General features: G+C 54.8%; 28 protein-coding genes. 12 read left to right on the top strand and 16 right to left on the bottom strand.

Annotation, left to right across the window (positions count from 1 at the left end; all coding sequences use genetic code 11):
* Window positions 1–319 precede the first annotated feature (319 nt).
* Complete coding sequence (locus WM95_RS01770) at window positions 320–601, top strand: YjcB family protein (protein WP_008503385.1); 282 nt, start codon at window positions 320–322, stop codon at window positions 599–601.
* A 62-nt stretch (window positions 602–663) separates the two neighbouring features.
* Here WM95_RS01770 and ssb1 read toward each other — a convergent pair whose 3' ends face one another.
* On the bottom strand, window positions 664–1,194 hold the full coding sequence (gene ssb1 / locus WM95_RS01765) for a single-stranded DNA-binding protein SSB1 (RefSeq protein WP_023310055.1): 531 nt from the start codon (window positions 1,192–1,194) through the stop codon (window positions 664–666).
* Between the two features lie 250 nt (window positions 1,195–1,444).
* On the opposite strand from ssb1, the gene uvrA reads away from it, so the two are divergent.
* The gene (gene uvrA / locus WM95_RS01760; protein WP_045355262.1) at window positions 1,445–4,267 is read left to right on the top strand and encodes an excinuclease ABC subunit UvrA; all 2,823 of its coding nucleotides are present in this window, start codon (window positions 1,445–1,447) and stop codon (window positions 4,265–4,267) included.
* A 3-nt stretch (window positions 4,268–4,270) separates the two neighbouring features.
* Here the strand turns inward: uvrA and WM95_RS01755 are convergent, their stop codons facing one another.
* The 4 genes from WM95_RS01755 to tyrB all read right to left on the bottom strand — a co-directional run bounded on the left by WM95_RS01755 (window position 4,271) and on the right by tyrB (window position 7,383).
* Window positions 4,271–4,624 (bottom strand): MmcQ/YjbR family DNA-binding protein, encoded by a 354-nt coding sequence (locus tag WM95_RS01755; protein WP_023310053.1) that lies wholly within the window; start codon window positions 4,622–4,624, stop codon window positions 4,271–4,273.
* Window positions 4,625–4,626: 2 nt separating this feature from the next.
* Window positions 4,627–5,043, bottom strand: coding sequence for a secondary thiamine-phosphate synthase enzyme YjbQ (locus WM95_RS01750; RefSeq protein ID WP_023310052.1), 417 nt, complete (start codon window positions 5,041–5,043; stop codon window positions 4,627–4,629).
* Window positions 5,044–5,156: 113 nt separating this feature from the next.
* The gene (gene aphA, locus WM95_RS01745; protein WP_045355260.1) at window positions 5,157–5,870 is read right to left on the bottom strand and encodes an acid phosphatase AphA; all 714 of its coding nucleotides are present in this window, start codon (window positions 5,868–5,870) and stop codon (window positions 5,157–5,159) included.
* Window positions 5,871–6,189: 319 nt separating this feature from the next.
* A complete protein-coding gene (gene tyrB, locus WM95_RS01740) occupies window positions 6,190–7,383 on the bottom strand; it encodes an aromatic amino acid transaminase (RefSeq protein WP_045355258.1) in 1,194 nt (397 codons plus the stop codon).
* A gap of 206 nt (window positions 7,384–7,589) precedes the next feature.
* Here tyrB and WM95_RS01735 point away from each other — a divergent pair, with 206 nt between their 5' ends.
* The 6 genes from WM95_RS01735 to WM95_RS01710 all read left to right on the top strand — a co-directional run bounded on the left by WM95_RS01735 (window position 7,590) and on the right by WM95_RS01710 (window position 10,539).
* On the top strand, window positions 7,590–8,147 hold the full coding sequence (locus tag WM95_RS01735) for a DUF2589 domain-containing protein (protein WP_063408997.1): 558 nt from the start codon (window positions 7,590–7,592) through the stop codon (window positions 8,145–8,147).
* Between the two features lie 75 nt (window positions 8,148–8,222).
* Window positions 8,223–8,825, top strand: a complete 603-nt coding sequence (locus WM95_RS01730; protein WP_063408998.1) for a DUF2589 domain-containing protein — start codon at window positions 8,223–8,225, stop codon at window positions 8,823–8,825.
* Complete coding sequence (locus WM95_RS01725) at window positions 8,825–9,274, top strand: lysozyme (protein WP_059445309.1); 450 nt, start codon at window positions 8,825–8,827, stop codon at window positions 9,272–9,274. Before WM95_RS01730 ends, WM95_RS01725 begins: the two co-directional genes overlap by 1 nt.
* 18 nt (window positions 9,275–9,292) lie before the next feature.
* On the top strand, window positions 9,293–9,775 hold the full coding sequence (locus tag WM95_RS01720) for a ribonuclease domain-containing protein (protein ID WP_080470222.1): 483 nt from the start codon (window positions 9,293–9,295) through the stop codon (window positions 9,773–9,775).
* A 65-nt stretch (window positions 9,776–9,840) separates the two neighbouring features.
* Complete coding sequence (locus tag WM95_RS01715) at window positions 9,841–10,248, top strand: hypothetical protein (protein ID WP_063408999.1); 408 nt, start codon at window positions 9,841–9,843, stop codon at window positions 10,246–10,248.
* Window positions 10,249–10,539, top strand: coding sequence for a hypothetical protein (locus tag WM95_RS01710; protein ID WP_063409000.1), 291 nt, complete (start codon window positions 10,249–10,251; stop codon window positions 10,537–10,539). It begins immediately after the preceding gene.
* Between the two features lie 84 nt (window positions 10,540–10,623).
* Here the strand turns inward: WM95_RS01710 and WM95_RS01705 are convergent, their stop codons facing one another.
* Window positions 10,624–11,217: a response regulator transcription factor gene (locus WM95_RS01705; RefSeq protein ID WP_231106832.1), complete on the bottom strand. Its 594-nt coding sequence runs from the start codon at window positions 11,215–11,217 to the stop codon at window positions 10,624–10,626.
* Window positions 11,218–11,534: 317 nt separating this feature from the next.
* On the opposite strand from WM95_RS01705, the gene WM95_RS01700 reads away from it, so the two are divergent.
* A complete protein-coding gene (locus WM95_RS01700) occupies window positions 11,535–12,665 on the top strand; it encodes a hypothetical protein (RefSeq protein WP_063409001.1) in 1,131 nt (376 codons plus the stop codon).
* A gap of 51 nt (window positions 12,666–12,716) precedes the next feature.
* On the opposite strand, the gene alr is transcribed toward WM95_RS01700, so the two are convergent.
* Together alr and dnaB are read right to left on the bottom strand one after the other, a co-directional pair.
* Window positions 12,717–13,796: an alanine racemase gene (gene alr / locus WM95_RS01695; RefSeq protein ID WP_029740224.1), complete on the bottom strand. Its 1,080-nt coding sequence runs from the start codon at window positions 13,794–13,796 to the stop codon at window positions 12,717–12,719.
* A 16-nt stretch (window positions 13,797–13,812) separates the two neighbouring features.
* Entirely contained in the window at window positions 13,813–15,225 is a 1,413-nt protein-coding gene (gene dnaB / locus WM95_RS01690; RefSeq protein WP_023310046.1) for a replicative DNA helicase, read from the bottom strand.
* 66 nt (window positions 15,226–15,291) lie between these two features.
* Here dnaB and WM95_RS01685 point away from each other — a divergent pair, with 66 nt between their 5' ends.
* Window positions 15,292–16,275, top strand: a complete 984-nt coding sequence (locus WM95_RS01685) for a quinone oxidoreductase (protein WP_063409003.1) — start codon at window positions 15,292–15,294, stop codon at window positions 16,273–16,275.
* Between the two features lie 184 nt (window positions 16,276–16,459).
* Here the strand turns inward: WM95_RS01685 and pspG are convergent, their stop codons facing one another.
* The 4 genes from pspG to WM95_RS01665 all read right to left on the bottom strand — a co-directional run bounded on the left by pspG (window position 16,460) and on the right by WM95_RS01665 (window position 19,888).
* Window positions 16,460–16,702: an envelope stress response protein PspG gene (gene pspG / locus WM95_RS01680; protein WP_023310044.1), complete on the bottom strand. Its 243-nt coding sequence runs from the start codon at window positions 16,700–16,702 to the stop codon at window positions 16,460–16,462.
* 136 nt (window positions 16,703–16,838) lie between these two features.
* Window positions 16,839–17,834: a tRNA dihydrouridine(20/20a) synthase DusA gene (gene dusA / locus WM95_RS01675; protein ID WP_063409004.1), complete on the bottom strand. Its 996-nt coding sequence runs from the start codon at window positions 17,832–17,834 to the stop codon at window positions 16,839–16,841.
* Between the two features lie 82 nt (window positions 17,835–17,916).
* Window positions 17,917–19,227: a conjugal transfer protein TraF gene (locus WM95_RS01670; RefSeq protein WP_063409005.1), complete on the bottom strand. Its 1,311-nt coding sequence runs from the start codon at window positions 19,225–19,227 to the stop codon at window positions 17,917–17,919.
* A 172-nt stretch (window positions 19,228–19,399) separates the two neighbouring features.
* On the bottom strand, window positions 19,400–19,888 hold the full coding sequence (locus WM95_RS01665; RefSeq protein WP_023310041.1) for a cupin domain-containing protein: 489 nt from the start codon (window positions 19,886–19,888) through the stop codon (window positions 19,400–19,402).
* 114 nt (window positions 19,889–20,002) lie between these two features.
* Between WM95_RS01665 and zur the strand changes: the two genes are divergently transcribed.
* The gene (gene zur, locus WM95_RS01660; protein ID WP_063409006.1) at window positions 20,003–20,515 is read left to right on the top strand and encodes a zinc uptake transcriptional repressor Zur; all 513 of its coding nucleotides are present in this window, start codon (window positions 20,003–20,005) and stop codon (window positions 20,513–20,515) included.
* Between the two features lie 69 nt (window positions 20,516–20,584).
* Here the strand turns inward: zur and WM95_RS01655 are convergent, their stop codons facing one another.
* From WM95_RS01655 to WM95_RS01640, 4 genes are all read right to left on the bottom strand, one after another.
* Window positions 20,585–20,794: a CsbD family protein gene (locus tag WM95_RS01655; RefSeq protein WP_014830284.1), complete on the bottom strand. Its 210-nt coding sequence runs from the start codon at window positions 20,792–20,794 to the stop codon at window positions 20,585–20,587.
* 120 nt (window positions 20,795–20,914) lie between these two features.
* Window positions 20,915–22,252 carry an MATE family efflux transporter DinF gene (gene dinF, locus WM95_RS01650; protein WP_063408479.1) on the bottom strand — a complete coding sequence of 446 codons (1,338 nt, stop codon included), beginning with the start codon at window positions 22,250–22,252 and terminating at the stop codon, window positions 20,915–20,917.
* Between the two features lie 63 nt (window positions 22,253–22,315).
* Complete coding sequence (gene lexA, locus WM95_RS01645; protein ID WP_023310039.1) at window positions 22,316–22,924, bottom strand: transcriptional repressor LexA; 609 nt, start codon at window positions 22,922–22,924, stop codon at window positions 22,316–22,318.
* Between the two features lie 108 nt (window positions 22,925–23,032).
* Window positions 23,033–23,401, bottom strand: a complete 369-nt coding sequence (locus WM95_RS01640) for a diacylglycerol kinase (RefSeq protein WP_047653110.1) — start codon at window positions 23,399–23,401, stop codon at window positions 23,033–23,035.
* A 154-nt stretch (window positions 23,402–23,555) separates the two neighbouring features.
* Here WM95_RS01640 and plsB point away from each other — a divergent pair, with 154 nt between their 5' ends.
* Window positions 23,556–25,976 (top strand): glycerol-3-phosphate 1-O-acyltransferase PlsB, encoded by a 2,421-nt coding sequence (gene plsB / locus WM95_RS01635; RefSeq protein WP_063408480.1) that lies wholly within the window; start codon window positions 23,556–23,558, stop codon window positions 25,974–25,976.
* Window positions 25,977–26,015: the final 39 nt, after the last annotated feature.

Raw genomic sequence — 26,015 nt, 5'->3', positions numbered from 1 at the left:
TGTGTTCGTTGATTTATAAATAGTCAGCCTTCACCACAATATTTTCAGGATTGGGTGAGAATAACGTCCCTCTTATAAAAACCGAATTTGCGGTATCACCACCTGCCCGATGTGCGTTTCCGGCACGCTGTGTGCCCACCTCCTCGAGCGCCGAAGGCCGAACCAACCCGCGCAATCGCCTTTTCTGAAGAATAAAATCCTCTTTTTTGATCGCTCAGACACTGGCGAATAAATCAACAAATGTGATATAGTTCACACATATTTTGTAACGAGAAACACCGTTTCATTCAGTTCGTCTGTTTTGTAGAGGATGGGTTTTATGGCAACCATTACTACCAGCATGGTTCTCCTGCGCTGGCCTTTGTTGAGTGCGGTACTGATGTTTTTAGCCAGCACGCTGAATATTCAGTTTCGTAAATCTGACTATGCGGGTCTTGCTGTCATCAGCACCCTGCTGGGGCTGGGTGCAGCCTGCTGGTTTGCAACGGGTCTGCTTGGCATCACCCTGCTGGATATCGCCGCCGTCTGGGAAAATATTAAAGTGGTGATGGTTGAGGCGATGAGCCACACGCCGCCAGACTGGCCGATGGTGATTACCTGATCCCTGACGGAATAAAAAAACCCAGACGATAGTCTGGGTTTTTTGTTTTCAGCACGCGGAAATCAGAACGGAATGTCGTCGTCGAAATCCATTGGCGGTTCGTTAGACGGCGCCGGAGCAGACTGCTGCTGCGGACGAGACTGCGCGCCGCCGCTGAACTGGTTGCCGCCCTGCGGCTGCTGAGGCTGACCCCAACCGCCCTGCTGCTGGCTCTGACCGCCGCCAGCCGGTGCGCCACCGCCCTGACGGCCACCCAGCATCTGCATGGTACCGCCCACGTTGACCACGACTTCCGTGGTGTACTTCTCAGCACCGGACTGATCGGTCCATTTGCGGGTACGCAGCTGGCCTTCGATATAGACCTGAGAACCTTTACGCAGATACTCACCGGCCACTTCGGCCAGTTTGCCAAACAGCACAACGCGGTGCCATTCGGTCTGCTCTTTCATCTCACCGGTCGCTTTATCACGCCAGGATTCGGAAGTAGCCAGCGTAATGTTGGCAACTGCGCCACCACTCGGCATGTAGCGTACTTCCGGGTCCTGGCCCAGATTACCGACGAGAATCACCTTGTTTACGCCTCTGCTGGCCATGTTCGTGTCTCCTGAATACGTTTCTTAATAGTGTAAACGCGCGAGTGTACCATTTCCATGCTGCACTTTGATAGTTGCGTAGCACGTTCCAGAGTTCTCTCGCAACTCCACATTGTGACACAGCCAATCAGAAAATGCATTCCAATACTGTATATTCAAACAGGTCAAATTGTGTCATAATTAGCCGTTTCTGACAGCCGTTTGTCCTTCAAACAAATCAGGCAATCCGTGTTCCAACCGGGAAAGGTGAATGGATAAGATCGAAGTTCGGGGCGCCCGCACCCACAATCTCAAGAATATCAACCTCATAATCCCTCGCGACAAACTCATTGTCGTGACCGGACTTTCGGGGTCTGGCAAATCCTCACTGGCTTTCGACACTTTGTATGCCGAAGGACAGCGTCGTTACGTTGAATCGCTCTCTGCGTACGCGCGTCAGTTCCTGTCGCTGATGGAAAAACCGGATGTCGACCACATTGAAGGGTTGTCTCCTGCTATCTCTATTGAGCAGAAGTCCACCTCGCATAACCCGCGTTCAACGGTCGGTACCATTACCGAAATTCATGACTACCTGCGTCTGCTGTATGCCCGCGTGGGCGAGCCGCGCTGCCCGGACCACGACGTCCCGCTGGCGGCCCAGACCGTCAGCCAGATGGTGGATAACGTGCTGTCGCAGCCGGAAGGCAAACGCCTGATGCTGCTGGCGCCGATCATTAAAGAGCGAAAAGGCGAACACACCAAAACGCTGGAAAACCTGGCAAGCCAGGGCTATATCCGTGCCCGTATCGACGGCGAGGTGTGCGACCTGTCCGATCCGCCAAAGCTGGAGCTGCAGAAGAAGCACACCATCGAAGTGGTGATTGACCGCTTTAAGGTGCGCGACGATCTCGCCACGCGCCTGGCGGAATCCTTTGAAACGGCGCTGGAACTCTCTGGCGGCACGGCCGTGGTCTCCGACATGGACGACCCAAAAGCGGAAGAGCTGCTCTTCTCCGCCAACTTCGCCTGCCCGATTTGCGGCTACAGCATGCGCGAGCTGGAACCGCGCCTGTTCTCATTCAACAACCCGGCGGGCGCATGCCCGACCTGTGACGGCCTGGGCGTCCAGCAGTATTTCGACCCGGACCGCGTGATTCAGAACCCGGAACTGTCGCTGGCGGGCGGCGCCATTCGCGGCTGGGACAAGCGTAACTTCTACTACTTCCAGATGCTGAAATCGCTGGCAGAGCACTATAAGTTCGACGTCGAAGCCCCGTGGGCGAGCCTGACCCCGAACGTGCACAAAGTGATCCTGTTCGGTTCCGGCAAAGAGAACATCGAGTTCAAGTATATGAACGATCGCGGCGATACCTCCGTGCGTCGCCACCCGTTCGAAGGGGTGCTGCACAACATGGAGCGCCGCTACAAAGAGACCGAATCCAGCGCGGTGCGCGAGGAGCTGGCAAAGTTCATCAGCAACCGCTCCTGCGCCACCTGTGAGGGCACGCGTCTGCGTCGCGAAGCGCGCCACGTGTTTGTGGAAAACACCGCGCTGCCGACCATCTCAGACATGAGCATCGGCCATGCGATGGACTTCTTCAACAACCTGAAGCTCTCCGGCCAGCGCGCGAAAATTGCCGAAAAAGTGCTGAAAGAGATCGGCGATCGCCTGAAGTTCCTGGTGAACGTCGGCCTGAACTACCTGACGCTTTCCCGCTCGGCAGAAACGCTCTCCGGCGGTGAAGCCCAGCGTATCCGTCTGGCCAGCCAGATTGGCGCGGGCTTAGTCGGCGTGATGTACGTGCTGGATGAGCCGTCCATCGGCCTGCACCAGCGCGACAACGAGCGCCTGCTCGGGACGCTGGTTCACCTGCGCAACCTCGGCAACACGGTAATTGTGGTCGAGCACGATGAAGATGCGATCCGCGCGGCTGACCACGTCATCGACATTGGCCCAGGCGCTGGCGTGCACGGCGGTCAGGTAGTCGCGGAAGGGACGCTGAAGGACATTATGGCGGTACCCGAATCGCTGACCGGCCAGTTCATGAGCGGCAAGCGCAAGATTGAAGTGCCGAAACAGCGCGTAGCGGCAGATCCGGAAAAAGTGCTGAAGCTGACCGGCGCGCGCGGCAACAACCTGAAAGACGTCACCCTGACGCTGCCGGTTGGCCTGTTTACCTGTATCACCGGCGTGTCCGGTTCCGGTAAATCGACGCTGATCAACGATACGCTGTTCCCGATTGCGCAGACGGCGCTGAACGGCGCGACGCTGGCCGAGCCTGCACCGTACCGCGATATCCAGGGTCTGGAGCATTTCGATAAAGTTATCGACATTGACCAGAGCCCGATTGGCCGTACCCCGCGCTCTAACCCAGCAACCTATACCGGCGTCTTCACGCCCGTACGTGAACTCTTTGCCGGTGTGCCGGAAGCGCGTTCACGCGGCTATACGCCAGGACGCTTCAGCTTTAACGTGCGCGGTGGCCGCTGCGAAGCGTGCCAGGGCGACGGCGTGATCAAGGTTGAGATGCACTTCCTGCCGGATATCTACGTGCCGTGCGATCAGTGCAAAGGCAAACGCTATAACCGCGAAACGCTGGAGATTAAGTACAAAGGCAAGACCATCCACGAAGTGCTGGACATGACCATAGAAGAGGCGCGCGAGTTCTTTGACGCCGTCCCTGCGCTGGCGCGTAAGCTGCAGACGCTGATGGACGTAGGCCTGACCTACATTCGTCTGGGACAGTCCGCAACCACGCTGTCCGGCGGTGAAGCGCAGCGCGTGAAGCTGGCGCGTGAGCTGTCAAAACGCGGCACAGGTCAGACGCTCTACATTCTGGACGAGCCGACTACGGGCCTGCACTTTGCCGACATCCAGCAGCTGCTCGAGGTTCTGCATCAGCTGCGCGATCAGGGCAACACTATCGTGGTCATCGAACATAACCTGGACGTGATTAAAACCGCGGACTGGATTGTCGATCTCGGCCCGGAAGGCGGCAGCGGCGGCGGTGAAATTCTCGTCTCCGGTACGCCAGAGACCGTTGCAGAGTGCGAAGCCTCGCACACCGCGCGCTTCCTTAAACCGTTGCTGTAATTGTCACACGGAGAGTTGCTGTCGGGTGGTTTCCGGCAGCAGCTCAACCGCCTGCTGATAGGACGCATCCACCAGGTAGTAGATCTGTGAGCCTGGAATCGATCCATCCAGATAGACGGTGCTCCAGTGCGCCTTATTAAGGTGCTTGCTCGGCCTCACGTCATCATGCTGTTGACGTAGCAAATCCGCCAGTTCAGGGCTGGTTTTCAGCGACGCCGCCGGACGGCCTTCCACCTCTTTCACCATCGCAAACAGGACATCTCCCACTTTAATCTGCGTGGCTTTCCAGTCGCTATGAACGCTCTGCTCCGCGCCGGGCTTGCTCATGCAGTACTGAAGTATCTCCGAAATTGTCATCTTTATTCCCCTTGTAGCGTGGCGATAATTTTACGCGAACCACCGTGAATGCGATGCTCTCCCAGCCAGATCCCCTGCCACGTTCCCAACAGCAACCGCCCGTTGTGAACCGGCAGCATCAACGATACGCCCAGCAGGGAGGATTTAATATGCGAAGGCATATCGTCCGCCCCCTCATAGTCATGCTCGTAAGGCGCGTTGTCCGGGACGCTCTTCAGAAAATGGTGCTCCATGTCGGACCGGACGGTGGGATCGCAATTTTCATTAAGCGTGAGAGAGGCGGACGTGTGCTGAAGCAGCAGATGCAGCAAACCCGTTTTCACCCGCGACAGGTCGCGGAGTTGACCGATGACTTCATCCGTCACCAGGTGAAATCCGCGTGGTTTAGCGCTTAAGGTCAGGGTCTGTTGATACCACATGTGCTGCTCCGTGATGAAAGATGAATCTTTCTAAGTGTGCAGCAAGAAGACGAAAGGTAAAACCCGCAGCAGCGAGATTTGATTAAAAAAGAGACAAACCCGCTGCCATGTACTTAATACTCCGAGTTGACGATCACCTCTTCGCCAAACTTTCCGGCCATCGGCAGCGGTCGATACGTGGAGTTAGAGGCACGCAACACCCTGATCCCTCTGGCTCCCACGTCATGCGCGGCGGTGATGTCGTTATCCGAATCGCCGTAGAATACTTTGATATTTTTCTTTTCCAGCCACTGGGTTTTGGTGTTTTGCCCTTCTTTGTCACCGGCAAAAATGACCGGATTCATGCTGGTTGCCGGGATCTGGAAATCATCCTGCAGCGTTTTAGAGACGGTTTCGGTTTTGGTCTGACTGCGGCCGGTAACAAAGTAGATGCTGTCACCACGCTTCACGTGCATGGCAATAAGCGCACGGGCTACCTCTTTCGGGATGCTGAATTCGTCCCAACCGTTATTCATTTTTTCCCAGAATTCCGGGTTCTTAAGATACGCTTCGCTGTCGGGTGAATACGTTTTCTTCCCGCGCCAGAAGCCGGGGCTTGAGAACAGCACTGTATCGTCAATGTCAAAACCCACGGCCATTGGCGGGCGGCCGATCAGGCTGTTTTCAATTTGGGCCACGGAAACCCAGTGAATGGGTGCCTGCTCGGCGAGAATGGCGGCGGTGGTGCCGGTGTAAAGCGGCGTCGGGGCAGAAGCTCGCGCGACGACGGCGCTATTAAGCGAGAACAATAAGCAGGCGGCGCTGAGCGCCAATGTGATCTTGCGCATATTTTCCCCTGAATATTCAGTTTGTTATCGTTTTAATTTGAGTAGATGGTCAAAAAACTATCCGACCATAACCCCAGCGGGAGGTGAAGGGAAGGAGTTTTTGCTTATGAAGCTGAATAAAAAGAAGATGATCACAAAGCGTCGGGCAAGGTTTCTGTGCGGTCAGATGCCCTCACCCCAGCCCTCTCCCATAGGGAGAGGGAGAACACCCAGCCCGTAGGCCCGGTAAGCGAAGCGCCACCGGGCAAGGTTTTGTGCGGCCAGATGCCCTCACCCCGCCCCTCTTCTACAGGGAGAGGGGGAAGCGAATAGTAAGTACTTACATTACAGCAGCAAAGGCCTGCGCCACGCGATGAACGTTGCTGGCATTCAGTCCCGCCACGCACATACGGCCGCTGGCGATCAGGTAAACGCCGAACTCTTCGCGCAGGCGATCGACCTGCGCCGCGCTCAGTCCGGTATAGCTGAACATCCCGCGCTGCTTGAGCAGATAGTCGAAGTTATGTCCCGGCACGGCCTCTTTCAGCACGTTAACCAGCTCCTGACGCATGGACAGGATGCGCTTACGCATCGCTTCCACTTCGGCAAGCCAGGACGCTTTCAGCTGTTCGTCGCCGAGAACCGTCGCCACCACCTGCGCACCAAAGTTTGGCGGGCTGGAGTAAATACGGCGCACCGTCGCCTTCAGCTGGCCGAGCACGCGACCCGCCGCTTCGGCGTCTTCACAGACCACGGACAGACCGCCAACGCGTTCACCGTACAGGGAGAAGATTTTAGAGAAGGAGTTACTTACCAGCGCTGGCAGACCTGCGCTGGCCACGGCGCGGATGGCGTAAGCATCTTCTTCCATGCCCGCGCCAAAGCCCTGGTAGGCAATGTCGAGGAACGGAATCAGGTCGCGGGCCTTCAGTACCTCAATCACCGCATCCCACTGGGCGTTGGTGAGATCCGCCCCGGTCGGGTTATGGCAGCATGGATGCAGCAGCACAATGCTGCGCGCCGGCAGGGTGTTCAGTTTTTCCAGCAGTGCTTCGACGCGCACGCCGTTCGTTTCGCTGTCGAACCACGGATAGGTCGCCACGCTGAAACCTGCGCCCTCGAAGATCGCAACGTGGTTTTCCCACGTCGGGTCACTGACCCACACGCCTGAATCCGGGAAGTATTTTTTCAGGAAGTCTGCACCCACTTTCAGCGCACCCGAGCCGCCCAGCGTCTGGATGGTCGCCACGCGTTTTTGCGCGAGCACCGCGTGATCGGCACCGAATAACAGCGGAGCGATGGTGTTGCGGTAGGCGTTTAACCCTTCCATCGGCAGATAAAGAGAAGCACCGTGTGGAACAGCGTTCAGACGCGCTTCGGCTTCGGCAACGGCTTTTAACTGAGGAATGATACCATCCTCGTTGTAATACAGACCGATGCTGAGGTTCACTTTGTCGCTGCGAGGATCTTCTTTGAAACGCTCCATTAAGGAGAGGATAGGGTCGCCGGCATAGGCGTCAACTTTCTGAAACACGCGATGGTTCTCCGGAATTCGATGAGGCAGGGATTTCAACAATAAACCGGAATATCACTCAACACCACCCCTTAAGATTATCCTGCGATCGGCATAGGTTTTTTGCGTCCTCTCGCCATGACATTTACCCAATATTTTCCCCTTCTCGCTTTCCGTAATGTGGCTCCTGCGCAACCGCGCATTCACTGATTCAAGGAGTTCACATCATGGATTCACAATTTATTGGTTCAGTTATTAACGCCCTGCCGCTGGAACATATGATCGGCGGTCCGCTGCAGGCGATGATCAAAGCACAGGTCCAGGCGAGCAAGTCCTATACCGACTTCCTGCTCTCCGTCTGTATTAAAGACGGCAAAGCTGTCGCGATCGAGTTCGATTACGACGAAACCGTGGTAGACGAACAGGGGGTCAATAAAGGCAGCGTGACCCGCAAGATGAGTATTCCGCTCCTGGCGGCGGTCACCCACCCTATCATCTGCATCGAGGACGGCACCATCGACTTTGAACTGGAAGTGAGCCAGAGCGAAGCCAGTTCCAGCAGCACCGAAGCGGAGGCTTCCGTGGAAGCGTCCATCGGCTGGGGCGTTTTCAAAGCGAAAATGACCGGCAAGGTCTCCCATAAATCGGAGCAGACCCGTTCGACCGATACACGCGCGAAATATTCCATTCATACCCAGATTAAACGCCAGGAGCCACCTGAAGCTCTGCAGCGCGTGATTGATTACCTGACCAACGCCAAAACCAAGCCTGTCGCCGCGCAATAATCTTCCACGCCGCGACATACGTGCGATTCCGTAACGCAGGGGCTACTCGGGTAGCCCTTTTTCCAGGAGCGAAATATGTCTTTTAAAAAATGGCTGCGCGGCGGCAAGGATGAGGAGCCGGAAAATAAGACGGGCAAAGAGGATGAAGGTACGCCGCCGGTACAGGAAAACACGTCTCCATCGCCTCCAGCCGATATTCCCGGCGTGCCGATCTCGCTTGAAGATATCACGCGCGGGATGCAGTACGCGGCCACTGCGGCCAACGAACTGATTGCTCAGCAGTATATGAAAGCGCTGGCTCCCTTTTTCGAACCCGCAGAAGACGGTTCGTTGGTACCGCGCACGGTACAGCTGGCGCTGGATGAAAAGCACTACTTTGACCTGCCCTTAGTCGCGCTTTCGACACCGCGCGGGCTGATGCTGGAAAAGATGAAGGTCAACCTGACGATCCGCACGGAAGGCATGCAGGCGCCTTCCCGCCAGTCCGGTGAAAACGAATTTGGCCGCTTTCACGTCAGCCTTTCGCCTTCCAGCGATAACAAAGGCGGGCGTGACAGCCGCCACGTCGATGTAGAGATGCAATTTACCGCACTTGAGCCACCGGAAAGCGTCATGCGTTTGATTGACGAATACACCAACAAGGTGATTCCCCGCCCGAAAGCAGAGGAGACTCCGTAATGCAAAAACAACCAGAACGTACAGGTGACAAGGGTATTCAGCTGATTTGCCAGTTTGAAGGGCTGAAGCTGGAGCGTTATCGCGATGCCGTAGGTTTGTGGACCATCGGCTACGGCCATTTGATCCTCAAAGAGGAGATGGAAAAGCTCACCAAAATTACCACCGGTGAAGCCAAAGATCTGCTGCGCAAAGATCTGAAACGCACCGAAGACGGCGTGAAAAAACTGATGAACAGCGTTTCAACACAGAACCAATTCGACGCGCTGGTTTCGTTCGCCTTCAACCTTGGCGTGGGCAATTTAAAGAAATCCACGCTGCTCAAAAAATTCAACGCAGGCGATATCCAGGGCGCCGCACTGCAGTTCAAAAGCTGGAATAAGGCAGGCGGTAAGGTTTTGACCGGGCTTACCCGACGCCGCGAGGCGGAAATGAAGCTATTTCTTAGTTAATTCAACAGGAAAATTACAATGAAACCACTATCCATAGTGAAAATGGCCGTACTGTCTGTTTCGTTATTCAACGTGTTACAGGCAACCGCTGCCATGCCAACCTGCGAAGAGGAAATAAAGGAAGCCAACGCCTTTTTATCTTCTCAGGGTATGGTGCCCGTCAATAACGTGACCGATCTGGCGACAACGCTTCGTCATATAAAAAATTTTGGGCGCCTGCCCGATCGCTATATCACCTCGGAGGAGGCTAAACGCCTCGGCTGGTCGGGAAGTGAAAGCGAATCGCTTTGGGGAGTGAAACTCACCCATCAAAAATGGATCGGTGGCGATAAATACAGCCATCGCGCTCTTCCTGCCAGTCAGCCCTGGCTTAGCGCGGATGTCGATGTCGTGAAGGGGTATCGCTCTCCCAAGCGTCTGATTTACAGCCTGTCAGGTCAGCAGCGCTTTATTACGACCGATAAGTATCAGCATATTGTTGAGCTGGATCCCTGCCAATAATAAGCGCCCGTTACGATAATAAATCCCCTTTTCCGAGGGGATTTATCCTTGCAGAGGATGAACATATGTCTGACATCTATCTCCCGACCCTCATCAGTGAAGCCTTGCTGGCTTTTTCAGGTTTATTCGGCGGCGTCAGTATCTCGTTTTTCTGGCAACCGCAGCGATTGCACCAGCACAGCCGATTTATGGCAGGCATTATTTTTGGTGGAATCAGCATGGGCGCGGCCGTCGCATTAGGTGGATTAGCAGCCCGCTGGTTAAAGATAGATCTTAATCAGGCCGATATCACGCTTGGTTTAGGGTATATCCTCGGGGCAATGAGTAATGGCCTGATCGTCTGGCTGGCAAACTTTTTTCGCCGGCATGAACAACGCGATATTTTTGATGTTGCAAGCGTCATCAAAAGTAAAGTCAGACATGAATCACTTTCTCCGTCTGATTTAACCCACAACAAACCCGATGGAGAATAAATGCTTAACATAATGAATGGCTGGGTGCTTCCCTTTATTATCTTCGTCGACCTGATAACATCGCTGCTGATTTTGTTTGCCGCCTTTAGCCGAAGAGTCCATGCCCTGCCGGTAATGTGTAAAATTGGCTTAGCCGCCCTCGCCTTTGGTTTTTTTGGTGAGAGCAGCTTAAACATGAAATTTATTCTTACCGGTGCTGATATACTGAGTGACAGCTTTCCATTCTGGCTATTGCAGGACTTCGGAACGCTGGTGGTGGTAGTATATTATTTTAAATCTCAATACCGTTAAAAAACAAAGCGCAACAGAGGTCTGTCTGTTGCGCTTTTCTTTTAACGCATTTTGACTGCAGCCCTTCGCTTTGCTGAAAATCGGCTAATTAGACATATATTTAAAATAGAGCATTGCGGCCTGTGTCCGATTGTTGACCTGTAATCGGTGAAAGATGGATTCAAGATGTACTTTGACCGTACCTGCACTGATATTCAATTGCCGGCTGATCTGTTTATTTGTTCCTCCATTCGCCAGCAGCTTAAGAACTTCCTTCTGCCGACGACTCAGGGAGTAGATCGGCAAACCACCAGTGGGTTGTTCTCGCTGGACCACGGCTTGCTCCGGAAAACAGACCACCCCCGAGAAGACCATGCAAAGTATCTGGCTGATTTTCTCGGCGGGGAGATCCTTGGTAAAAATGCCCTTAATGCTTTGGCGGATGTAGAAGTTGAATATCTTATCCGTCGTTTTTCGTAACATCACCACGATCGGTAGCTCAGGCCAGTTTGTCATCAAATTAGTGATAAAATCACGGCACTTCATTTCACCATCCAGCAAAATAATGCTGACTGGCATAGAGGTTAAAATTGCGTGTGCATCTTCAAAATTGTTCGCTGCAAAAACAGTGCATTCCGGCATTACGCGTTCCAGCTCTGTTTTCATACCGTGAATGAAGATCGGTAACTCATCGATCATTAATATATTCATCGTAGCATAACCCCGTGTGAAATGTATTTTCTTAGATTATTCAACCAACTTATTCCGAAATTAAGTATGCGTGCTATTACAAAACTGTAAAAACAGCATTCGGCATAAGGCAAACGTCATATACCCAAAGCAAAAAGTTAAGCAGTACTACACATTAAACATAGCCATGTTTAATTAAGAACTACCTTATCATTATCAAAAATAGCCTGGGCTTAATAGCATATTCCCCGAAAAATTGCTGGCACATATTATTTAACTGCACGCGTGCCATCCACCTACATATTAATATTTCAATGAGGTCATTTATGACAATACTAACAGTGTATTTCTGTGGTACTGGATCTAATAAATTTGATGAGTCTCATGCTAATTACTGGAACGGCGAGCTCATCTCTTCTCTGGCAGCCAATAACAAGGGTAAAGAGTTCGCCGAATGGGTCATTCTTGATGGCCCGGGGAGCGGCAATCTACAAAGCGATGAGCTTTGGGTCAAAAGCGGAGAATATTCTCAGCTTCGCGCCCAGCTTCTGGGCAGCGGCTGGAATGAGAATGTTCAGCATGCGATTAATATTATCAAAGGCCACGTTGACTGGCAGCGTGAGAAGCTCACAAAAGAAAACTATGAGCAGCTTAAAAAGGCGGGCGTGCCGATTCAGGACGTTGAGGTTACCGGTTCCTTTTGGTGGCGCAAATATGACTATGGCGATCGTAAAGTGACACAGCAGGCGCTGCAGCAGCAAATCATCAAAACCTTCCGCCAGGGTCAGATCCTACCCACTCAGGTGAACCTTGTTGGGTGGAGCCGGGGCGGAATTAGCTGTCATATGCTTGCCAATGCAATGCTTGCCGATCCCCTTTTAACGACGATTCCGGTGAATATTTTTGCGGTCGATCCCGTTCCGGGTATGGGTAATTTCCAGGCGGACAAAGTCACTCTGGGCAGCAACGTTAAGGAGTATGTGGCTTTCTATGCCAGACATGAGCGATCAAAAGGTTTCTCGTGCGTCATTCCACAGACCGATAGCGCGACAAAAGTACATATTTATCCCATGTCTGGTCGCCACGCTACGCTGGTGGGGAATGCTTCGGCCAATGGGAATAGCGGGGAAAAAGTGGTCCATGAGCCCGGCACGATCGTGCGTCATTTTGCAGAAGTTTGCCTGCAAAGATGGGGCGTCACGCTGGATAAAAAGCTCAATCTGGATGGAGTGCAGCTGCTGGAATTGCACCAGTCCATTCAGCGTAACGCTCCGCTATTCGCCGAGATGCAGAAAAAGGTGTACACCATTTCGGAAAACGATGGGGGGGAGCGCTATGTCTCGCTGGGCAGCACCGGAAAACGGTTCTCGTCCATCCAGGGTTCGCGCTTCAGTCCGGAGTCAGGGCTCGCGTCGGATTATTTGACTAATCAGGCGATCTATAACGTGTTGAAATAAGCGTTATGCGTCCAACGGCAGCTAATGCCGTTGGACGACTATCTGCGAGTCTCAGTCGATGTACTTCATCGCCACCCTTGACGTCAGGCGCGTGATAAGTTCGTAAGCACTCACTTTCGTAATTTCAGCAATGCGTTCAACGGGCAAACCTTCCCCCCACATCACGACATCGTCGCCGGGCTTATCCTGGGCTTCAGGCCCGAGATCGACACAAATCATGTCCATCGCCACGCGGCCAACAATCTTCACCTCGCGACCGTTGACCAGAACCGGCGTGCCCGAAGGCGCGGCGCGCGGATAGCCGTCACCATAACCCATCGCCACCACGCCGAGACGGGTATCACGCTCGCTGGTCCAGGTACCGCCGTAGCCCACAGGCTCACCTGCTTTATGGTCACGCACAGCAATCAGGTTAGAGACCAGCGACATGACCGGCTGGAAGCCAAAGTCCGGCCCCCAGGGTTTGTTCTCCAGCGGCGACACGCCGTAGAGAATGATGCCCGGTCGCGCCCAGTCGAAATGCGACTGAGGCCACAGCAGAATCCCGCCGGATGCCGCAATCGAGCGCATCCCCGGCTTGCCTTCGCAGAAGGTGTTAAAGATATCCAGCTGGCGCTCGGTCGCACCGCACTCGGGCTCATCGGCACGGGCGAAGTGGCTGACGATATTCACCGGCTGACGCACGTTTTTGCACCGGCATAAACGCTGATAAAACGCTTCCGCGCTTTCCGGACGCACGCCAAGACGGTGCATGCCCGTGTCGAGCTTCATCCAGACGGTCACCGGCTCGCTCAGTTCGGCGGTTTCGAGTGCGGTTAGCTGTTCTTCGTTATGTACCGCCGTGTGCAGATGCTGGTCAGCAATGGTCGGCAGATCGCTGGCTTCGAAAAAGCCTTCGAGGAGCAGTATGGGTTGAGTAATACCGCCCGCGCGCAGGCGGAGGGCTTCTTCAAGACGGGCGACGCCAAAGGCGTCGGCATCGGGGAGCGTTCGCGCGGTCTCAAGAAGACCGTGTCCGTAAGCGTTCGCTTTCACGACTGCAACGAGCTTGCTGGCAGGCGCCAGTTCACGCAGACGTTGCAGGTTGTGTCGCAGAGCGCGGCGGTTAATAACAACAGTTGCCGCTTGCATTTGAATTCCTTAGAAATTACTCATCATCATATTGAGGACCGGCATAGTTGTCGAAACGCGACCACTGTCCGTTAAAGGTCAGACGCACCGTCCCGATTGGGCCGTTACGTTGTTTACCAATAATAATTTCGGCGATCCCTTTCAGGTCGCTGTTCTCGTGATAAACCTCATCACGGTAGATAAACATAATTAAGTCGGCATCCTGCTCGATGGAGCCGGACTCACGCAGGTCAGAGTTGACCGGGCGCTTGTCGGCACGTTGTTCCAGAGAGCGGTTCAGCTGCGACAGCGCGACTACCGGTACGTGCAGCTCTTTGGCTAACGCCTTGAGCGAGCGGGAAATCTCCGCAATTTCAAGCGTACGGTTGTCGGAAAGCGACGGGACGCGCATCAGCTGAAGGTAGTCGATCATGATGAGGCCGATGCCACCGTGTTCACGGGCGATACGGCGCGCGCGGGAGCGCACTTCCGTCGGCGTCAGGCCGGACGAGTCATCGATATAGATGTTACGTTTTTCCAGCAGAATGCCCATGGTGCCGGAGATGCGCGCCCAGTCTTCATCATCGAGCTGGCCGGTACGAATGCGGGTCTGATCTACGCGCGACAGCGACGCCAGAGAACGCATCATAATCTGCTCGGAGGGCATCTCAAGGCTGAAGATCAGCACCGGCTTATCCTGCAACATCGCCGCGTTTTCGACGAGGTTCATCGCAAAGGTAGTTTTACCCATAGACGGACGCGCGGCGACGATAATCAAATCCGACGGCTGCAGGCCGGCGGTTTTCTTGTTCAAATCGTCATAGCCGGTGTTTACCCCGGTCACACCGTCGTGCGGCTGCTGGAACAGCTGTTCAATACGGGCAACGGTGGCGTCGAGGACATCGGCGATGTTTTTTGGGCCTTCGTCTTTATTGGCGCGGCTTTCGGCGATTTTAAAGACGCGGGATTCAGCCAGGTCGAGCAGGTCTTCGCTGGTGCGCCCCTGCGGATCAAAACCGGCCTCGGCGATCTCATTCGCCACCGAGATCATCTCGCGGACGACGGCACGTTCGCGCACGATATCGGCATAAGCGCTGATGTTCGCCGCACTAGGCGTGTTTTTTGACAGTTCCGCCAGATAGGCAAACCCGCCGCAGCTGTCGAGCTGACCAAGACGCTCCAGCGATTCCGCGAGCGTGATCAGGTCGATCGGGCTGCCCGATTCCTGCAGGCGCGCCATTTCAGTAAAGATGTGGCGGTGCGGGCGGGTGTAGAAATCTTCCGCCACGACGCGCTCGGCGACGTCGTCCCAGCGCTCGTTATCCAGCATTAAACCGCCCAACACCGACTGTTCCGCTTCAATCGAGTGCGGCGGGACCTTTAACCCTGCGACCTGGAAATCACGCTCGCGAGGTTCAGTCTGTTTGTTGAAGGGTTTGTTTCCTGCCATAGTGAATGGAGTTACCGAGATAAAGAGTGGGTCGAAAGATTACCATATTTTTCTTACGGAGGGAGCATGGCAACGCGCATTGAATTCCAGAAACACGGTGGGCCAGACGTACTGAAAGCGGTGGAGTTCACACCTGCCGCGCCTGGCGAAAACGAAGTGCAGGTTGAAAACAAAGCCATCGGCATTAACTACATCGACACCTATATTCGCGGCGGTCTCTATCCGCCGCCGTCAATGCCGAGCGGCCTGGGCACCGAGGCGGCCGGTGTCGTCGTTAAAGTGGGCAGCGCGGTTAAGCATTTTAAAGAGGGCGATCGCGTGGTATACGCGCAGTCTGCGCTGGGCGCTTACAGCTCCGTCCACAACGTTCCGGCGGATAAAGCCGCCCTGCTGCCTAACGCCATCTCCTTTGAGCAGGCGGCGGCCTCGTTCCTGAAAGGCCTGACGGTTTACTACCTGCTGCGCAAAACCTATGAAATTAAACCCGACGAGCAGTTCCTGTTCCATGCCGCAGCGGGTGGCGTCGGGCTCATCGCCTGTCAGTGGGCAAAGGCACTGGGCGCGAAGCTTATCGGCACCGTCGGAAATGCACAAAAAGCGCAGCGCGCGCTGCAGGCAGGCGCCTGGCAGGTGATTAACTACCGTGAAGAGAGCATTGTTGAGCGGCTGAAGGAGATCACCAGCGGCAAAAAAGTGCGCGTGGTGTATGACTCGGTGGGGAAAGACACATGGGAAGCGTCGCTGGACTGTCTGCAGCGCCGTGGTCTGATGGTCAGCTTCGGCAATGCGTCAGGCGCGGTAACCGGCGTTAACCTCGGCATACTGAACCAGAAAGGTTCGCTGTATGTGACTCGCCCTTCCCTGCAAGGATACATCACCAACCGGGAAGAACTTGAGGAAGCCAGCAACGAGCTGTTCTCGCTGATCGCCAGCGGCGTCATCAAAGTGGATGTGGCTGATGCGCAGAAATTCGCGTTGACCGATGCGCGGCGCGCGCATGAGGTGCTGGAGAGCCGGGCGACGCAGGGGTCGAGCTTGTTGATTCCCTGAGCCCCAAAAAGAAATTGGGCTTCCCGTGGGAAGCCCTTTCTTTTTTTAGTTCGGCTGTATGTAGGGTACAGCTCGATGAATTCTTTAACGGCAGTCATAGTGACAGATTCGATAACTAAATCCTATTCTGTTCTAAGCCATGCCGCCGGAAAAGTTACAAGTATGTGACGAACCCCTCAATACCTTAGTAACGGAAGCGGTTATTGCGCTGATAACTGGGCACTTTTGGCGCTTTAATCGCCCGAATCACCCACACGACCGCAATGGCCAGCAGTAGCCACGGCAACAGTTTGATCGTCAGCGCAAACAGTCCGCCAATAAACATGACCACCGTCGCCACCACGATAGCCGCCAGAATGCCGAGCAGCGAAACGCCTGTCGCTAACAGCATGACAAAAAAGCCAATCACAAAAAGTAGTTCCAGCATGGTGCTCTCCCACGAGTTCCTGAGTAATGCAGTCAGCATTACAAGAATCATGCCAGTATTAAACTGTTGTTATTAAAGCAAAACGCCCCGCGAACGTTCGCAGGGCGTGGTGAATTTGACGAACTTTTAGCGAAAGTTATCGCTTGTCCGCCACCAGTCGCAGCGCATGTTCCAGCACCTCAATATCGGCACCGGCTTTATGCGCATTCTCGCTCAGGTAGCGGCGCCACTGGCGCGCGCCCGGAATCCCCTGGAACAGACCAAGCATATGGCGGGTGATATGGCCGAGATAGGTACCATTGCTCAACTCGCGCTCAATGTAAGGGTACATCGCACGCACGACCGCAACCGGATCGGTGTCCGCGCCTTCGATACCAAAGATTTCGCGATCGACCGTCGCCAGAATGCCCGGGTTCTGATACGCCTCGCGCCCGACCATCACGCCATCCATATGCGCCAGATGCGCTTTGGCCTCTTCCAGCGACTTGATGCCACCGTTGATGGACATCGTCAGGTGCGGGAAGTCACGCTTCAGTTGATACACGCGCGGATAGTCCAGCGGCGGGATCTCACGGTTCTCTTTCGGGCTGAGGCCGGAGAGCCAGGCTTTTCGCGCGTGAATGATGAACATCTCGCACTCGCCTTTCCCGGATACCATGTTGATGAAGTCGCACAGGAATTCGTAGCTGTCCTGATCGTCAATGCCGATACGGGTTTTGACCGTGACCGGAATAGAGACCACATCGCGCATCGCCTTGATACAGTCCGCTACCAGCTGTGCATTCCCCATCAGACAGGCGCCAAACATGCCGTTCTGCACGCGATCGGACGGGCAGCCAACGTTCAGGTTGATCTCGTCGTAGCCGCGTTCTTCCGCCAGCTTCGCGCACTGCGCCAGCGCGGCCGGATCGCTGCCGCCCAGCTGCAGGGCAACCGGATGCTCTTCTTCGCTATAGGCCAGATAGTCGCCCTTCCCGTGAATGATTGCGCCCGTGGTCACCATTTCGGTGTACAGCAGCGTATGGCGGGAGAGCTGGCGCAGGAAATAGCGGCAGTGTCTGTCCGTCCAGTCGAGCATCGGCGCAATGGAGAAACGGTGTGCAGGGAAAGCGGTCTGTAATTCTGACGACATGGCGAAGTTTTAAGCATCTGGTGGAAAAGGGGCGCTACTATAGCACAAAGAAAAGCCGGAGGCGCAGCGCCTCCGGTGGACTTTAGAACGTCATGCTCAGCTGAGCCCCGGCACCCCAGGTTTCGTCCTCGCCGTACAGGCCCATCAGATCAACATGAACGGTACTGAACGGCGCGAAACCGACACCGCCGGTAAAGACATTGCTGTCGTTACCCTTCACGTCCGCGCGATAACCCGCACGCACCGCCAGCCAGCTGAGCGGCGTAACCTCGGCACCGACCCCCACGTACTGCGACGTATCTTCGCTCTTGAAGCCTTTGGTTTCCGTCAGATCGCCATCGGCGGTCAGCGTCACCAGGTCGTTGTGCCAGGCGGCACCGGCGGTCACCAGCGGACGGATCTGGTAGGTGTCTTTATAGCTCACCACTTCTCCCGTGCGCCCGTTGCGGATACGGATATCTTTGGTGTCGATATCGCGCGACATCAGGTTTTGGCCGCTCACGCCAACGGTCCAGTGTTCGCCGAAATCAGCCGCAATACCGGCATCGACGTTAAAGCCCGTGTCGTCCGTGCGGTAGCGGCTGTCGTTCCACTTGTTACTGTCGTAATCGTAGATTGACGTGGTGTAGTTATAGACCCAGGTTTTTTGCAGTTTTGGCGTCACGCCCACGGAAACCGGGACGCCGCCGAGGTCAAACTGACGGGCAACGGCAACACCATAGTCGGACACAATCGCTGCCCGGCCAGACGCCGTTGAGTTGAGATTTTTAGTGATCTGATCCGTGCCGTTCAGCGCAGCGTCCAGGGCAACACCGGCAGCCACCAGATTGCTTCGTTGAATACCGCGCAGATAATCAATATCCTGCTGATCGATAGACGAACTCACCCTGCCATGGGCGTACCCTTTCGCCATAAAGGCCACGGAAAGCACATCGTTAGGGATACTCACGGCAAGCCCAGCGCCTGCCGCCGCGCGTGCGGTTTTGCCCTTGAGGTAGTCAAGCTCATCGGCAAGATCTTTGGCCGCGCCCTGGAACTGGTTGATGGAGCCTAACGGATTGGTGATAACCTGAATTGGCGTAAGGTTATCAACCACATCCTTATAATGATTAATTTTGTCGTTGATGGTATCAATCTCGTCCTGCAGATTGTCCTCATCCGTCACCTGTACGCCAACGGACGGCAAAATGACCGTCACATCATCGTCCGGTTTTGCCTTTGCCAGCAACGCGGGGTTGATTAACGCCCCGCTACCATAGCTCCCGGAGGCAACGCCAGTGCCACCCATTGCGTCGCTACGTGATTCTGTCCAGGTATTGGCTGCTCCCGCCTGATTTGCCATAAACAAGGAAACAGCGATACTAACCACCGAAAATTTAAAATTTTTTTTCACAGTATGCCCGTTATAGTCTGTTATGAAATAACCCCTGTCTGTTATCACCCAAACAGGAACGAACTATTGCTGTGAATAAGTAGTAAAAGACCCGCTATTTCTATCCCTAAGTAAAACTTCCTTACGGCCTGTTGTATTTTGTGACGGCCCTCAATATTTATAGAAGAGGAAATTATTTTTTCCCAGGTTTTCCATCATGCGGTCCAAAAAACTGGGGCGGGTGGTCTACCCAGCGATCCTCACGGGTAGCGGCATAAACGGGGTTGAGCGGATAGTAGATGCGGTTGTGCTTCTTATTCGCCTCGCCAACGACCAGTAACCGCACCTCTTCGTCCGTGTTGTTGATAAAGGTATGGCAAATACCCGTTCCGGCAGGAAACCCCACGCTGTCGCCCGGTTCAAGTTTCCATAAATAGCCATTAATCCACGCTTCTGGATGACCTTCGAGCACATAAACGAACTCTTCTTCATCGCTTTCCGCATGCGGATAGGACGTCCTGCGCCCGGGCGGTAAACGCTCATGATGGATACCAATGCGCCCGAGCCCAAGCTTGCGAGCCAACGGGGCGCCGATAGAAAAACGCTCATCGCTATCTGGGTAGGTCGAATCATCCGCGCCTTCAACGTCGCGCCAGTGCCGAATACAGTCAGGTTTTTTCATTGTTTATTTCCCGGTTTGTAATGGGTCAGGTATAGCACAGACTGGCGGATCTCGGCGTTTTTACCAGAACATGATAAAGTGGGGGTTTCCGTCCTATAACATCCGGGGTGCTAAATGGATAAGTCCACAAAAGAGCTGTTAGCGCAGGCCGAAAAGCTATGTGCGCAACGCAATGTGCGCCTGACTCCGCAGCGCCTTGAAGTCTTACGTCTGATGAGCCTGCAGCAGGGTGCTATCAGCGCCTACGATCTGCTCGACCTGCTCCGCGAAAGCGAGCCGCAGGCGAAGCCACCGACCGTGTATCGCGCGCTGGATTTCCTGCTGGAACAAGGGTTCGTGCATAAGGTTGAGTCCACAAACAGCTATGTGTTGTGCCATCTGTTCGATCAGCCCACCCACACATCGGCGATGTTTATCTGTGACCGCTGCGGCGTGGTGAAAGAAGAGGTTGCGGAAGGTGTGGAAGATATTATGCATACGCTGGCAGCAAAAATGGGTTTTGCCCTGCGTCATAACGTGATTGAAGCGCACGGACTGTGCTCTGCCTGCGTGGAAGTGGAAGCCTGTCGTCATCAGGACGCGTGTCAGCACGACCACTCTATTCTTGTGAAGAAAAAACCGCGTTAACGGCAAAAGAACAGGCGGCTCATGGCCGCCCTCAGGGTGTACTTCCTTGTACTTGCGGGTATAGCCCGGTTACCAGCGGTAGTCGTTGCGTTTTTCCCAGTCGCCCACTTCTTTTTCCGCCTGGTCTTTCGCGTAGCCGTAACGTTCCTGAATTTTACCGACAAGCTGATCGCGTTTACCTTCAATGACGGTCATATCGTCATCAGTCAGCTTACCCCACTGTTCTTTCGCTTTACCTTTGAACTGCTTCCAGTTGCCGCCGATTTCGTCTTTATTCATCATCGTGTCCTCTTAGTTAAGCGTCGGGTCGTAACGTCCGTTACGTTCTTTTCTGCTGGACGTGATAATTATTGTAGTTAAGGATTCGGCAGTTGATTTCATATTCGGAATCTTTAACCGTCACGATATATCGTGACGTGAAGGGAACCAGGTATCGTTTTGCCAGTGGCGATGCCAGATAAAAGCCAGCGATATCCCTCTCAGCGAGAGGAAAACGGCCAGGGCCAGCCACAAACCGTGATTACCCAGCCAGGGAAGCGTCAGCAGCGTCAGGCCAAACCCTGCCGCCGCGACTGCCATGCTGTTGCGCATTTCCGCTCCGCGCGTCGCACCAATAAACATGCCGTCCAGCAGATAACACCAGACGCCGACCACCGGTAAGATGACTTGCCAGATGAGATAGTGACTCGCCAGCTCGCGCAGCGCAGGGATAGACGTAAGCAACGCGACGATTTGCTCACCAAGGCAGGCATAAACCAGGCCGAACGCCAGCGCCACCAGTCCCGACTGGCGGCAGGCTGCCCGCCAGACGTCCCGCAGCTGCCCGCTTTCGCGCGCGCCGTAAGCCTGCCCGGAATACGCTTCTACCGCATAGGCAAAACCGTCCAGCGCGTAGGCGGTAAAGGTCAGTAGCGTCATCAATACCGCGTTGACCGCGACGATTTCTGGCCCCAGTCGCGCCCCGAAAACCGTCAGCGCGCCGAAGCAGAGCTGAAGCAGCAGCGAGCGCAGCATGATGTCACGATTAAGCGCCAGCAGCCTACGGATATTGCCGCGCCATGCGGTTTTGAGCAGCGCCAGGGAGATGCCGCGCATCGCCAGCACGCGCCAGACCATCCACAGGCCAATAATAAAGGTTCCGTATTCGGCAATTGCCGTCGCCAGCGCCGCACCCCGCACGTTCATATGCAGGCCCATTACCAGCCAGACATCCAGCACAATGTTGAGAAGGTTGCCTACCACCAGCAAAATCACTGGTGCACGGGCGTACTGAACGCCCAGGAGCCACCCCAGCAGAACCAGGTTTGCCAGCGAGGCGGGCGCGCTGAGCCAGCGGATTTCAAGGAAACGTCGCGCCTGAGCCAGTACCGCCTCGCTGCCGCCGACAACATGGAGCGCAAGGTCGATCAGGGGCGTACGAAATAAAACGATTAACGCCCCTGCACCGAGCGCAAGGATCAGCGGCTGGACCAGCGCGCGCGCCAGACGCAGCGGATCTTTTGCACCATAAGCCTGGGCCGTGAGCCCGGTGGTGCTCATGCGCAAAAAGAGCAGCAGCATAAACAGGAAGCTGGTTGCCGTCGCGCCAATCGCCACGCCGCCAAGATAAACAGGCGAATCAAGGTGGCCAATAACGGCAGTATCGACCAGACCCAGCAAGGGAACGGTAATATTGGAGAAAATCATCGGCAGAGCAAGACGCCACAATGCCTTATCGGATGCCGTCAGCAGTGACATGAAAAATACCGGGAGTCGAGAATGAAGCAGGCTACAGCGGCGCCATAGCCTGTCAGGAAGAGGTTACAGCCATTCGCCGTTGCGAATGACCCCAACCGCCAGTCCTTCGATAGAGAAGTTGTGTTCGCGGAGATCGACCACAATCGGGGAGAACTCGTTGTTTTCAGGCAGTAGCTGAACAGTGTTCCCCTGTTTTTTCAGACGCTTGACGGTGACTTCATCATCAATGCGCGCGACAACCACCTGGCCGTTACGCACATCCTGCGTTTTGTGCACTGCAAGCAGATCGCCGTCAAGAATACCGATGTCTTTCATCGACATACCGCTGACGCGCAGCAGGAAATCAGCGCTCGGTTTGAACATGCCAGGATCGACCTGGTAGTGGCCTTCAATATGCTGCTGTGCCAGTAAAGGCTCACCGGCAGCAACACGGCCTATCAGCGGAATGCCCGTCTCTTCTTCCACCAGCAGGCGGATACCGCGTGACGCGCCTGAAACAATCTCAATCACGCCTTTACGCGCCAGCGCTTTCAGGTGTTCTTCAGCAGCATTCGGAGAACGGAAGCCCAGACGCTGCGCGATTTCCGCACGCGTGGGTGGCATACCCGTCTGGCCGATATGATCCCGGATGAGATCAAACACCTCTTGCTGCCTGGTCGTTAACGCTTTCATTCCGCCCCCTGGGTGTATATACAGTTATGCTGTGAGTATATACAGTCAAAGGCGATTTTGGAACCAAAAACTGCACAAAAAACCAGGGACTTAATTATTCCTCGAGGCTCATCGGAAATGTGACCAAAGCAGCGTGACCCAGGTGATAACGGCAGTGATAATCGCCAGCAGCACGGCAGCAGAGCCCATGTCTTTTGCGCGGCCAGAAAGCTCGTGGAAATCTGAACCTATGCGATCAACAACGGCCTCAATAGCGCTATTAAGAATTTCCACTATCATCACCAGAAGCACGGAACCGATAAGAAGTACGCGGGTAATAGCATCAACATCAAGGAAACAGGCGACGATCACCGCGATGATTGCGGCGACGCCCTCCTGGCGAAATGCAGCTTCGTTGATCCACGCGGCACGGAAACCTTTCCATGAATAGCCGGCGGCTTTGATGATACGCGTTAACCCAGTGGTATTATTGGCCATTAAAAGAACCTTTTATGAAAAAAAGCGTCAGTAACAGGAACTGTAGCGCGTTTCGCTACAGCCTGAAGTATGACGGGTAACAACAGAAATTTTGCGCGCTTTCTGTTATCCTTGCGCCGCAATTGCATTATTAACCAGAGGCTTTACATCGTTTATGTCCGGCTGGCCACGAATTTACTACAAATTACTTAATTTACCATTAAGCATCCTGGTAAAAAGCAAGTCTATCCCAGCAGAACCCGCGCTGGAATTGGGGCTCGATACCTCGCGTCCTATTATGTACGTTTTGCCTTATAACTCGAAGGCAGACTTACTGACGCTTCGCGCCCAGTGTCTGGCGCATGACTTACCTGACCCGCTTGAACCGCTTGAAGTTGACGGCACTTTACTGCCGCGCTACGTGTTCATTCACGGTGGACCGCGCGTGTTTACCTACTACACGCCAAAAGAAGAGTCCATCAAGCTGTTCCACGACTATCTCGACCTGCACCGGAGCAACCCCGATCTGGATGTGCAGATGGTGCCGGTATCGGTGATGTTTGGTCGTCGTCCGGGCCGTGAAAAAGGTGAAGAGAATCCGCCGCTGCGCATGCTTAACGGCATCCAGAAGTTCTTCGCGGTCTCCTGGCTGGGACGCGACAGCTTTGTGCGTTTCTCCCCTTCCGTTTCGCTGCGTCGAATGGCGGACGAGCACGGTACCGACAAGATCATCGCGCAAAAACTGGCGCGCGTGGCGCGTATGCACTTCGCTCGTCAGCGCCTGGCTGCCGTAGGGCCGCGTCTCCCGGCGCGTCAGGATCTGTTCAACAAGCTGCTGGCCTCCAAAGCGATTGCTCGCGCCGTTGAAGACGAAGCGCGCAGCAAGAAAATATCGCATGAGAAAGCCCAGCAGAACGCCATTGCGCTGATGGAAGAGATTGCAGCGAACTTCTCTTACGAGATGATTCGCCTGTCCGATCGTATTCTCGGCTTTACCTGGAACCGCCTGTATCAGGGCATCAACGTTCATAACGCCGAGCGCGTACGCCAGCTGGCGCATGATGGCCATGAGATTGTCTATGTTCCCTGCCACCGCAGCCACATGGACTACCTGCTTCTTTCCTACGTGCTCTATCACCAGGGGCTGGTACCGCCGCATATTGCTGCCGGTATCAACCTGAATTTCTGGCCAGCAGGTCCGATTTTCCGCCGCCTGGGCGCGTTCTTTATCCGTCGTACCTTCAAGGGCAACAAGCTCTACTCCACCGTGTTCCGCGAATATCTGGGCGAGCTGTTCAGCCGCGGCTATTCCGTGGAGTACTTCGTGGAGGGCGGTCGTTCCCGTACCGGACGTCTGCTCGATCCGAAGACCGGCACGCTGTCGATGACCATTCAGGCGATGCTGCGCGGAGGAAACCGTCCAATCACGCTGGTGCCAATCTACATTGGCTATGAGCACGTAATGGAAGTGGGCACGTACGCGAAAGAGCTGCGCGGTGCGACCAAAGAGAAAGAAAGCCTGCCGCAGATGCTGCGCGGCTTGAGCAAGCTACGTAATCTCGGTCAGGGCTACGTGAACTTCGGCGAGCCGATGCCGCTGATGACGTATCTGAACCATCACGTTCCCGAGTGGCGTGAATCCATCGATCCAATCGAAGCGATTCGTCCGGCCTGGCTGACGCCAACGGTTAACGGCATCGCGTCCGAGCTGATGGTGCGCATTAATAACGCCGGTGCAGCTAACGCCATGAACCTGTGCTGTACAGCGCTTCTGGCTTCGCGTCAGCGCTCGCTGACCCGCGAGCAGCTCACAGAGCAGCTGGATTGCTATCTGGACATGATGCGCAACGTGCCGTATTCCGTTGATTCAACCGTGCCTTCTGCTACCGCCAGTGAGCTTATCGATCACGCGTTGCAGATGAACAAGTTTGAAGTCGAAAAGGACACGATCGGCGACATCATCATTCTGCCGCGCGAGCAGGCAGTGCTGATGACCTACTACCGCAACAACATCACCCATATGCTGATGCTGCCGTCGCTCATGGCGGCTATCATCACCCAGCACCGCAGTATTTCGCGTCAGGAGCTATTGCGTCACGTTGAGACGCTCTATCCGATGCTGAAAGCGGAGCTGTTCCTGCGCTGGAGCAAGGATGAGCTGGCGGGCGAACTGGACAAACTGACGGAAGAGCTGCGTCGTCAGGGGCTGATCGCCGTCTCAAACGACGAGCTGCACATCAATCCGTCGCGTTCCCGTACCCTGCAACTGCTGGCGGCCGGCGCGCGCGAAACGCTGCAGCGCTACGCCATTACGTTCTGGCTGCTGAGTGCGAACCCGTCTATCAACCGCGGTACGCTGGAGAAAGAGAGCCGGACGCTGGCACAGCGCCTGTCCGTTCTGCACGGCATTAACGCCCCGGAGTTCTTCGACAAAGCGGTCTTCAGCACCCTGGTTCTGACTCTGCGTGATGAAGGCTACATCAGCGATACGGGCGATGCCGAGCCGGAAGAGACGCTGAAGGTGTACCAGATGCTGGCAGAACTGATCACCTCGGATGTGCGTTTGACGATTGAGAGCGCGACGCAGGGCGAGTGATGTGAAAAAGCCGGGTGGTGGTTTCACCTGACCCGGCCT

The organism is Enterobacter cloacae complex sp. ECNIH7, from assembly GCF_002208095.1.
Lineage (GTDB): Bacteria > Pseudomonadota > Gammaproteobacteria > Enterobacterales > Enterobacteriaceae > Enterobacter > Enterobacter cloacae_M.
This window is presented reverse-complemented; position numbering and strand designations above follow the sequence as displayed.